Origin of the sequence: Flavobacterium sp. A45, assembly GCF_002001005.1 — a bacterium.
Lineage (GTDB): Bacteria > Bacteroidota > Bacteroidia > Flavobacteriales > Flavobacteriaceae > Flavobacterium.
In genome coordinates this window covers 1-10,532 of sequence record NZ_MUNX01000138.1, presented here as the reverse complement: position 1 = coordinate 10,532, position 10,532 = coordinate 1, and the positions used below count along the sequence as shown (strand labels likewise).

The 10,532-nt window shown below is 31.7% G+C and carries 9 protein-coding genes; 2 read left to right on the top strand and 7 right to left on the bottom strand.

The features are described from left to right. Positions 1 to 97 precede the first annotated feature (97 nt). From mnmG to B0E44_RS15985, 3 genes are all read right to left on the bottom strand, one after another. Positions 98 to 1,969: a tRNA uridine-5-carboxymethylaminomethyl(34) synthesis enzyme MnmG gene (gene mnmG, locus B0E44_RS15995; RefSeq protein WP_077377549.1), complete on the bottom strand. Its 1,872-nt coding sequence runs from the start codon at positions 1,967 to 1,969 to the stop codon at positions 98 to 100. A 241-nt stretch (positions 1,970 to 2,210) separates the two neighbouring features. Continuing rightward, positions 2,211 to 2,630 (bottom strand): rRNA maturation RNase YbeY, encoded by a 420-nt coding sequence (gene ybeY / locus B0E44_RS15990; RefSeq protein ID WP_077377546.1) that lies wholly within the window; start codon positions 2,628 to 2,630, stop codon positions 2,211 to 2,213. After that, entirely contained in the window at positions 2,627 to 5,257 is a 2,631-nt protein-coding gene (locus B0E44_RS15985; RefSeq protein ID WP_254423310.1) for a hypothetical protein, read from the bottom strand. The genes ybeY and B0E44_RS15985 overlap by 4 nt, the downstream gene beginning before the upstream one ends. An 841-nt stretch (positions 5,258 to 6,098) precedes the next feature. Between B0E44_RS15985 and gltX the strand changes: the two genes are divergently transcribed. After that, positions 6,099 to 7,610 carry a glutamate--tRNA ligase gene (gltX, locus tag B0E44_RS15980; RefSeq protein WP_077377540.1) on the top strand — a complete coding sequence of 504 codons (1,512 nt, stop codon included), beginning with the start codon at positions 6,099 to 6,101 and terminating at the stop codon, positions 7,608 to 7,610. A 35-nt stretch (positions 7,611 to 7,645) separates the two neighbouring features. On the opposite strand, the gene B0E44_RS15975 is transcribed toward gltX, so the two are convergent. Continuing rightward, the gene (locus B0E44_RS15975; RefSeq protein ID WP_077377537.1) at positions 7,646 to 8,197 is read right to left on the bottom strand and encodes a hypothetical protein; all 552 of its coding nucleotides are present in this window, start codon (positions 8,195 to 8,197) and stop codon (positions 7,646 to 7,648) included. 214 nt (positions 8,198 to 8,411) lie between these two features. On the opposite strand from B0E44_RS15975, the gene B0E44_RS15970 reads away from it, so the two are divergent. Then, positions 8,412 to 9,401, top strand: a complete 990-nt coding sequence (locus B0E44_RS15970) for an SPFH domain-containing protein (protein WP_077377534.1) — start codon at positions 8,412 to 8,414, stop codon at positions 9,399 to 9,401. 29 nt (positions 9,402 to 9,430) lie between these two features. On the opposite strand, the gene B0E44_RS15965 is transcribed toward B0E44_RS15970, so the two are convergent. Genes B0E44_RS15965 through B0E44_RS15955 form a run of 3 tightly spaced genes read right to left on the bottom strand, consistent with a single transcriptional unit; the run spans position 9,431 to position 10,385 of the window. Beyond that, entirely contained in the window at positions 9,431 to 9,685 is a 255-nt protein-coding gene (locus tag B0E44_RS15965) for a DUF6327 family protein (protein ID WP_077377532.1), read from the bottom strand. A gap of 2 nt (positions 9,686 to 9,687) precedes the next feature. Further along, positions 9,688 to 10,038: a competence protein gene (locus B0E44_RS15960; RefSeq protein ID WP_077377529.1), complete on the bottom strand. Its 351-nt coding sequence runs from the start codon at positions 10,036 to 10,038 to the stop codon at positions 9,688 to 9,690. 11 nt (positions 10,039 to 10,049) lie between these two features. After that, a complete protein-coding gene (locus B0E44_RS15955; RefSeq protein WP_077377526.1) occupies positions 10,050 to 10,385 on the bottom strand; it encodes a YtxH domain-containing protein in 336 nt (111 codons plus the stop codon). Positions 10,386 to 10,532 lie beyond the last annotated feature (147 nt).

Genomic DNA, 10,532 nt, shown 5'->3' with positions numbered 1-10,532 from the left:
ATTTAATTTCTATAAAAATTATTCTTTTATAAAAAAATAAAGGTTTTAGAACAAAAGGATAAAATCCCTATTACTCTAAAACCTGAATTAAAAAATTTTATCTTCCCATATAAATCAAAAGCACCGAAACATCACTTGGAGAAACACCGCTTATTCTTGAAGCTTGTGAAATAGTTACAGGACGAATTTTGCTCAATTTTTGTTTTGCCTCAATCGACATCGATTTTATCTTATTGTAATCAAAATTTTCTGGGATCTTGACATCTTCCAAACGAGTAAGCTTATCAGCATTATTTCTCTCCTTTTCGATATATCCAGAATATTTAACTTGAATCTCGGCTTGCTCTAAAATTTCTTGATCCAAATTGTTTTCAGCAATATATTCCTTTACTTTCTCAAACTTCATAATATCTTCCAAATCGATTTGAGGTCTGGAAAAAACTTTAAACATTTTATCTCCTTGAGTAATCAACGCAGTTTCCTTTGCTTCCAAAATAGGATTTGTCTCCGCAACAGAAACACTTGTTTCTTTGAAAAAAGCAACCATCTTTTCAGATTCCTTTAATTTGATTTCCATTCTTCGCAAGCGAGCCTCAGAAGCCAAACCAATTTCATACGAAAGTGGTGTTAACCTAAAATCGGCATTATCCTGACGCAACAAAGTTCTATACTCCGCTCTTGAAGTAAACATACGGTATGGTTCTTCTGTTCCTTTTGTAATCAGGTCATCTATCAAAACACCAATATATGCCTCATCTCTTTTTAAAATTAACGGCGCTTGTTCGTGAACTTTTAAATGCGCATTAATTCCAGCCATCAAACCTTGAGAAGCCGCTTCTTCATATCCTGTAGTTCCATTTATCTGTCCTGCAAAATACAAACCTTCAACCAATTTAGTTTCCAACGTATGTTTCAATTGCGTCGGTGGGAAATAATCATATTCGATAGCGTAACCGGGACGAAAAAATTTCACATTCTCAAAACCAACAACTGTACGCAAGGCTTTAAATTGAATATCCTCTGGTAAAGAAGTTGAAAAACCATTTACATAAACCTCACAAGTATTCCAACCTTCTGGCTCAACAAATAATTGGTGACGTTCTTTATCTGCAAATCGATTTATTTTATCTTCAATAGAAGGACAATATCTCGGCCCTATACTTTTTATTCTTCCATTAAACATTGGAGAACGATCAAAACCTTCCCTCAAAATATTATGCACCTCATTCGAGGTGTACGTCATGTGACAAGATTTTTGAAACTCTAATGGTTTTGTCAAATCAGAATATGAAAACTTATCCGGTTTCGCATCTCCTTTTTCCTCGTTCATTTTAGAATAATCCAAAGACCTTCCATCTACTCTTGGAGGTGTTCCGGTTTTCATTCTTCCAGCTTCAAAACCCGCGTTGACCAAATCTTCAGTTATTCCAAACGCTGCACTTTCTCCTGCACGTCCTCCTCCAAATTGTTTTTCTCCAATATGAATCAAACCATTCAAAAAAGTACCGTTCGTCAAAACAACCGACTTGGAACGAATCTCCACTCCCAACGAAGTTTTAATTCCTTTTATCTTTCCATTTTCAATTATCAATCCTTTCACCATCTCTTGGTAAAAATCAAGATTTGGAGTTCCTTCCAACATCATTCTCCATTCTTCGGCAAAACGCATACGGTCGCTCTGAACTCTTGGAGACCACATCGCAGGGCCTTTTGATTTATTCAACATCTTAAACTGAATCGCAGTTCTATCCGAAACAATTCCAGAGTATCCACCAAGCGCGTCAATCTCACGAACTATTTGTCCCTTGGCTATTCCGCCCATTGCAGGATTACAAGACATCTGCGCAATGTTCTGCAAACTCATAGTAACCAACAAAGTTTTGGATCCCAAATTTGCTGCCGCTGCCGCGGCCTCTGAACCTGCGTGACCTGCCCCCACCACAATTACATCATACTCTTCTAAAAACATTTTCTTAAATATTAATCCTTTTTAAAGGAATTATGAAATTTTAAAATTTCGTTCCACGTGAAACATTCCAACTTTATAAAAAATCAAAACTTAAAAAAAACAATGTTCCACGTGAAACACATCGTTTTGTTTTAAAAAAAACAAACCGAAAGAAACATTCTATTCGAAAAAAAATAAAAATTTTTAACGATGTTTCACGTGGAACGTATCGCTTTTTTATATAATTTTGAAAGATTTATATCTATTGTTCCACGTGAAACATTGCAAGTTTTTCGTTTTCTTTACTACGCATTAGTGCTTCATCTTCTTCGGATTTATCTTTATATCCGCAATAGTGTAAAACACCGTGAACCAACACGCGCTTTAATTCGTCTTCGAAACTTGTGTTGTAATCCTTGGAATTGTCTAAAACCCTTTCGACGGAAACAAAAATATCACCACCGACTTCATTACCCATTGTGTAATCAAAACTTATAATATCGGTTAATGTGTCGTGATTCAGATATTCTAAATTAATCTTGTGAAGATATTCATCATCACAAAAAATATAATTGATTTCACCTAGTGTCTTGTTCTCCGATACTATTACAGCACTTAACCAAGCAGCAATAGCTTCTTCGTTGTCTAAAATAAATTCAGATTCGTAATTAAATTCGATCATTTGTTATTGAAATAAACTTGAACTTTTTGATTAAAATTCGAGCGCAAAGGTAACGATTGTCTATTTAATATTTCGATGCTATTTAAATAATCTGAAAGTGACTTTGGTAACGGACTTGCTTGATTAGTAAAGTTCTTTGTATTCGTTTCTGACTGACGCTTTGGATCCTCACCTTGCAAGCGAATTGCAGTGTCTAATTTTAAAAGTTCCTGTTTAATATTGTTAGTTCTTTGAAGTGTTTCATTATTAAAACCTTTGTTTAATAACTGCTTTTCTAACTGCTTCATCTGCTCTAAAGCATTTTGTCCATTGTTGCCTAAACCCTTTTTATTTAACTCATCTTGTAAAGCTTCACGTAACTGTTTTTGTTCTTTATAAATATCCATAGTTGCTTTTGCATCACCTTCTCCATCACCATCAGAGTCCCCATTTTGCCCTTGTCCTTTTCCAGAATGAGAACCACTTTTTTGGCCATCACCAGGTTTATTTCCTTCACCGGGCTTATTACCAGGTTTCATTCCTTGCTTCATTTTCTCACTTAACTCTCCTTGCTTTTTAATAATGTCTGGCAATTGCATACCCGAACCTTGACCCGGTTTAGGTTTACCTCCGCTACTTCCTGACATTTGCATTTGCATACTATTTAAAGAATCGCTCAATAAATCAGCTAGTTTATTTGCTGAAGAAATAGCATATTGCTGTTGCGACAAACCTCGTTGCAATTGTGTTTCTGTCAAACTTTCAAGCGATTTATCAATATTATATTGAACATTGGCAACCTCCTTGGTAACAGATTCTGCAATCTTTGGCTGGCGCAAAGACAAGGCAAACAGACTGTCGTCAATATGCTTGAACTGAGTTTTTAAGTTCTGTTGGTTTCTAATATACTTGCTGAACGACGGAGAACCCAACTTAGTTGCTTTGAATTGGTTCATAACATCTTCCTGAGAAAAAGAATAAGCCAAAAGATTATCTAATATTTGACGTAACATCTTTACATCTTCTTCTATCTGATCTTTTTTCGATTCTTCCATTGCCATCTCCATGGCTTTGGACATTTCTTTCATCTTTTTAGAAGCGCTTTTTTGACTCGGTTTCGCTTTAGATTTATTGTTGTTTTGTAAATCAAAATTTGCTTTATTAAGATCTTCTTTGATACTTTTTTCTTTAACCGAATCTGACGGAATATCAATAGGAGATTTTAAATCTTCATTGTCTTTATCTAACTGTTTTAATTCTTCTTGAATTTTTTCAAACTCATCAGTTAATTTCTTTTGCTCTTGAGCAGAATTTTCTTTATCATTCTCTGATAATTTATCTTCCTTTTGAGATAATTTATCAAGTTTGTCAGCTAACTGTTCTGCCTTTTTTTCGACATAATAACGTTTGGTCAGTTCAACTAATTGAGCTAAATTCTTGTTTTGGCTCTTACTGTTTTGTTTGAATTTTTCCAATTTTTGAACAAAATCTTCATCTTTAATTTTATTATTTAGATCATTAAGTTCATCCAATAATTTCTTGTTTTTATCTAATTCCTTGTCTGTATTCTCTAAACGCTTTTGTAATAATTCCTTCGTTTCATCTTTCTGTTGAGGATTAGATTTATCTAAATTATCCTTCATTTTATTTGAAAACTCTTTCATCAATTCATTTTGCTTTTGTTGTTGCTTGATGAAATCTTGAATCTTTTGACGATCATTAAAATTTAAACCTTCTTTTTCTTTATTTGTCTGTTGGAGTTTTTCCATTTCAGAAAACTGCTTGTCTTGTTTAGATAATGTCTTCTGTAGACTGTTTATCGCATTATTTTGTTCTTGCAGTGCATTGTTTTGCTTCTCTTCATCAGATAAAATTCGGTTTGAAAACACAGTTGAACGAGAGCTTTTAAAATGATGGATAGCATCATTATCAAAAACCTCAAAATAAAAATCATAATTCACCCCTTTCTCAACATCAAGATTACTTGGGAAGTTGAAAACAATTTGGTCGAAAGTATCGTGCTTAACAGCAATTGTTCCACGTTTAGCACTAAGAGGTTTTCCAGATTCGTAATAAACAATCTGCAATCGAGACAACCCATAATCATCACCAACTTGGCCAACAAAATAAGAACTTTCTACACTCAAACTATCAGGAGCCTTAGCAATATTGATAGTTGGAAACTGATCTTTCACAACATTCAGCTGATAATTCAGTTTTTCAAAGTTTTTTACCTCATTATTTGATGTAATTATTTGATATTCTGTATTTTGAATAATATTTTTAGTCAAATTAAAAGCATTATCAGACTTAACGAACGGAAAAGACTGTAAATCATTTTTCCAAACTACATTTTGGGTAGCATAAGTATTCAAAACCCAAGTAACTTGAGTTCCTTCTGGAATTATACCATTACCTGTTCCTTTTACAACTGTGCTTTTCAAATTCAGATAACTAGGGTAAACAAACTTCATTTCAAAATTTGAAATAGTAGGAACAGCAATCACTTTCAATACATAATCTGGTGAAACAACAGAATTAGCTTCTAAATGAAAAGAAACATTAGAAATTGGTTTAACTATTTTAAACTGAAATTCTCCTGGCTGAATAGTTTCAAGATAATAACTTTCATCACCTATAAAAATCATAACATTTTCAGGAACTACAGCTCCAACTGATTTGATTTGTAAAACAAAATCTTTACCCTGTTCTGTAACCAAATTAGAATTTAAAACTGTGAATCTAAATGGAGCTGGTGGAGAAAATGTTGAATTAAAATGCACTACCCTATTCAAACTTTGAGAAATAATTCGACTATTACCTGATAGAAAAAAGAACAATAAAAAAAGAATAGGTAAAATGGCCAATGGCAAATATTTTCTATTAGTATTAAAATCTATAGCTTTTCCAAAAGGAATTAGTCGTAAAGAATTTGCTTTTTGTTCGATAGAAGCTAATAATAATTCAGAATTATAAGCTGAAACATCCGACTTTGAAAGCTGCAAATAATTAGTCAAAGTATCATTCACTTCCGAAAAATGACTTCCAATAATAACAGAGGCCTGAGTATAATCAATTCCCTTTTTGAATTTTAATATTTTAAAAATTGGAAATAATATAAAACGAAGTAACAAGAATAATTCAACAGTAATAAAAAACCAAAACAACAATATCCTTCCCTTAGGTTTTAGCCAAAGGAAATACTCAATAAAGAGCGTAAAAAGGAAATAGATTAACCCAAGGCCTATAAAAAAAATAATGCCTCGAATTAATTCATTTGTATAATACTTCTTTATAAAAGCTTCTAACTTTTGATGTATCGAATATGACTTTTCCAAAATTACTGAATTAATATAATAACCAATAAAAGTAATAATTTTAATGCTTACTAAAAGGTAAATAAAACATAATATTAAAGTGTTGAAGAAACACTATTTACAAATACCAAACGACAAATTGAAATTGTATATTTGCAAAAAATTTACAATAATGTCTAAACCAGTTCGTGTGCGTTTTGCACCAAGTCCGACAGGACCTTTACATATTGGCGGAGTACGTACCGCTTTATTTAATTATTTGTTTGCTAAAAAAAATGGAGGAACTTTTTATTTAAGAATAGAAGATACCGACCAAAATAGATTTGTTCCAGGTGCAGAAGAATATATAATGGAAGCCTTAGAATGGTTAGGAATAGCACCATCAGAAACTGTTGGAAAAAATGAAAAATTTGGACCATACAGACAAAGTGAAAGAAAGCCTCTTTACAAACAATATGCTGATCAATTAATAGAATCAGGTAATGCTTATTATGCTTTTGATACAGCTGAAGCATTAGACGCTCATAGAAAACAACACGAAGCAGAAGGAAAAACATTCATCTACAATCATCATAATCGTGAAAAGTTAGACACTTCATTAGTGGTTTCTAAAGAAGAAACAGCTAAAAGAATTGCTAATAATGAAGATTACGTTATTCGTTTTAAAACTCCAATAAATGAAACGTTGCATTTGCAAGATATCATTCGTGGAGATGTGAAATTTGAAACCAATCTTTTGGATGATAAAGTATTATTCAAAAGTGATGGAATGCCAACCTATCATTTGGCTAATATCGTTGATGATCATTTAATGGAAACATCACACGTTATTCGTGGAGAAGAATGGTTGCCATCTATGCCATTACACGTAATGTTATATCGTGCATTTGGTTGGGATGCCCCAGAATTTGCACATTTACCTTTGATTTTAAAACCAATTGGAAACGGTAAATTATCAAAACGTGATGGAGATAAAATGGGATTCCCAGTATTTCCATTGGAATGGAAAACCGAAGAAGGTATTTCATCCGGATACAGAGAAAAAGGTTTTTTTCCCGAAACAGTTGTTAATTTCTTGGCTTTATTAGGCTGGAATGATGGAACTGAACAAGAGTTATTTTCTTTAGAAGAATTAATTGAAAAATTTGATTTAAATAGAGTTCATAAATCGGGGGCTAAATTTGATCCTGAGAAAAACAAATGGTTCAATCATCAGTATTTAATGAAAAAAGATGATCTCGTTTTAGCAGAAGAATTCTCTAAGATTATTGAATTAAAACATCTTAACAGATATTACTCATTGGCTGAAATGACTAAAATTGTTTCTTTGATTAAAGATAGAGCACACTTTATTTCAGAGTTTTGGGAAATGAGTGATTTCTTTTTTATTGCACCAACAAGTTATGACGAAAAAGCAAGTAAAAATTGGAAAGCTGAAACTCCTGCTTTGATGCAAGAATTAATATCGGTAATCGAAGAAATAAGCGATTTTACTTCTCTAAATATTGAAACCATCGTGAAAGATTGGATGACCAAAAACGAAATTGGAATGGGCAAGGTAATGCAGCCGTTTCGTTTGAGTTTGGTTGGTGCACTCAAAGGCCCTCACCTATTCGATATTGTTGAAGTCATTGGAAAACAAGAAACAATTTCAAGATTGCAAAGAGCAATATCAACATTATAAAACCAAAAGCTCCCAATAATTTGGGAGCTTTTTTTTTAAAGACATTCGATATAAAGAGGTGAATTAAAAAAACCTAAAATATTTAGATTAAGATTTTCTAAAGAAGTATTGTCATATGTAGAAATGCGATTCATTAACATATTACAGTCTCGAAAATAGAATTGAATTTTAGAAAAAATATCGGCTCTTATCAAAACTGATTTAGCCTTTTTCTGATTATCAAATTCAAGACTATCAAGGATACTGCCTTTTGAATCTATAACATAAAAAACATAATGAACAACATTACTTTCTTCTTCAGATCTAGAAGAAAGTATAAGTGATTTTGAATCTGTATCAGAAAGAACAAAATAACCATTTATCTCCTTTGAATTATTTAGTTTATAAGTCTTAAATTTATTCTTCCCAATCAGAATATAATCAAAATCTTTAAAACTCATCCTGCTTTCAACTTCAGAGGTTGATACTTTGTAATAAATAACTTTTTCGGAGGAATCAATTCTAAAGAAATTGGGCTTAATAGTAATTTTTGAACCAGAATTAGTAAGAATAAAATTTTGAAATGGTTCAATCGCAAAAGAATTCATACTAAGAAATAGAATTAATAGGTAAAAATGTTTCATTTTGGGGAGTTTGCAATTTTTATCAAAAATAACCTTATAGAAACTTATGATTGTTAACAAATTATAAACCAATGATTAAAAATTAGCATTATATTAAAAGATATAAACAAAGTGAATCTCACTATGTAACTTTAAACTTATTCTTACGTATAACATACATTAACTTAAAACATTAACCATGAACATTCCTTTAGCTATTCTAATTTTTTTCGGATTGATAATTTTTCTTTCCTCCTTTTTTACAGTAAAACAACAAACGAGTATCATCGTGGAACGCTTTGGTAAATTCCACAGTATCAGACAATCTGGATTACAACTCAAAATTCCGATGATTGATAGAATTGCTGGACGCGTGAATTTAAAAATTCAACAATTGGATGTTATCATTGAAACCAAAACCAAAGACAATGTATTTGTAAAACTAAAAGTTTCAGTACAATTTATGGTAGTTAAAGAAACGGTTTACGATGCTTTTTACAAATTAGAATATCCACACGATCAAATCACTTCTTATGTGTTTGATGTCGTACGTGCCGAAGTTCCAAAACTGATTTTGGATGATGTTTTTGAGAGAAAAGATGATATTGCAATTGCTGTCAAAAGAGAATTGAATGAAGCAATGACTACTTATGGATATACCATAATCAACACTTTAGTGACAGATATTGATCCAGATATCCAAGTAAAAAATGCAATGAACAGAATCAATGCGGCAGATAGAGAAAAAACAGTGGCCGAATATGAAGCTGAAGCATCAAGAATCAGAATCGTAGCAAAAGCAAAAGCAGAAGCAGAAAGTAAACGTTTACAAGGTCAAGGTATTGCTGATCAACGTAGAGAAATCGCTAGGGGACTTGTGGAAAGTGTTGATGTATTGAATAAAGTGGGTATCAATTCACAGGAAGCATCAGCTTTGATAGTTGTAACACAACATTATGATACGTTACAATCTATTGGAGCAGATACCAATTCGAATCTAATTTTACTACCAAATTCTCCGCAAGCTGGAAGTGATATGTTGAATAATATGGTTGCTTCTTTCGCGGCATCAAACCAAGTTGCCGAAATGATGAAGAAAAACAAACCAAAATCGAAAGCAAAACCATCGCAATCAGATGAAACACCCCAATTACCAAATCAACTAGAAGAACCTGAAACAGAATTATAACTACATAAAATTTATATAAAAAAAGAGGCTTAATCGCCTCTTTTTCTATTAATAAAATAACTTATAATATACGGAACCACTGATTTAATAATTGAAAGTAATTGATTTGGAATAGCTTCTTTATAGGGAGCCAAAAAACCACTAACAATATTTTCAGGAGTTATTTCATCTTTAGTTCTTTGAATACTTAAAACTAATTTTTGATAACTAATCTCTTTTTCCAATTTTAAGATTTCAAGATCTCGATCAATTGCTGCATAGGATGAATATTTTTTAGTCTCCATGATTAATCGTTAAAAAAGATTTCTGAAAATTTTTCTAAAATTGGTCCTTCAATAACTTTTTCCTTAACTAAAAATAAAAGGAAAGTTATAATTAAATAAAATCCTCCAACAACCAGAAACCCTATAGCATAACTATCAAAATAAGTGCCAATTGCAAGTGCGGCAGCTAAAGAGCCAAATAACAAGACCATACTAAAACACAATAAAATCAAAGTAAACTTCAAAATCATTGTGGTAGATTTCATTGCAACCTTAAAACCCCACAATTTATAATATGAAGCTGTACTCTCAAAATAAGCTTGTGCTTGTTCCTGAATATTCTCTGTGTTTTCTTTTATTTTATCAAAAGCCATAGATGCTTAATTTATTTCTGAAATTTAGCATTTTTTAATTTAAGTTCTGCTAATTTATTTTCTAAAAAGGAAATAACATCCTCAGTCTTATGACTTAATGAAGAAACTATATTTTGATAATTACCATCAATATCATCTTTACCTATTAATTCCTTTGCCTTTCCAACTAATTTTTCCGATACCTCATGATATTTATCCTGAAGATTGTGTTTGGCATCATCAAAACCATCTTTAAGCTTTTCTCTAGTTTTGGATCCTTTATCTGGTGCAAACAAAATTCCAACACCTGCGCCTATAGCTGCACCAACCAAAATAGCAACAATTGTATTTCCAGTATTATTTGACATTTTAATTAAATTTAAAGATTACTACTCATAAAAATACAACTTTATCAACAAACTTATGTTAACAAGCCGTTAAAGTGCAAATTACTACTCAAAAATCCAAAATAAAGCCTTTGTTTAAACTAAAAATAAAAAGTTATACATTTACAT

Excerpts from the sequence above, each read along its gene's own strand:
- mnmG (WP_077377549.1), bottom strand. The coding sequence starts at position 1,969 with ATGTTTTTAGAAGAGTATGATGTAATTGTGGTGGGGGCAGGTCACGCA.
- ybeY (WP_077377546.1), bottom strand. The coding sequence starts at position 2,630 with ATGATCGAATTTAATTACGAATCTGAATTTATTTTAGACAACGAAGAA.
- B0E44_RS15985 (WP_254423310.1), bottom strand. The coding sequence starts at position 5,257 with ATGATTTTTATAGGTGATGAAAGTTATTATCTTGAAACTATTCAGCCA.
- gltX (WP_077377540.1), top strand. The coding sequence starts at position 6,099 with ATGTCTAAACCAGTTCGTGTGCGTTTTGCACCAAGTCCGACAGGACCT.
- B0E44_RS15975 (WP_077377537.1), bottom strand. The coding sequence starts at position 8,197 with ATGAATTCTTTTGCGATTGAACCATTTCAAAATTTTATTCTTACTAAT.
- B0E44_RS15970 (WP_077377534.1), top strand. The coding sequence starts at position 8,412 with ATGAACATTCCTTTAGCTATTCTAATTTTTTTCGGATTGATAATTTTT.
- B0E44_RS15965 (WP_077377532.1), bottom strand. The coding sequence starts at position 9,685 with ATGGAGACTAAAAAATATTCATCCTATGCAGCAATTGATCGAGATCTT.
- B0E44_RS15960 (WP_077377529.1), bottom strand. The coding sequence starts at position 10,038 with ATGGCTTTTGATAAAATAAAAGAAAACACAGAGAATATTCAGGAACAA.
- B0E44_RS15955 (WP_077377526.1), bottom strand. The coding sequence starts at position 10,385 with ATGTCAAATAATACTGGAAATACAATTGTTGCTATTTTGGTTGGTGCA.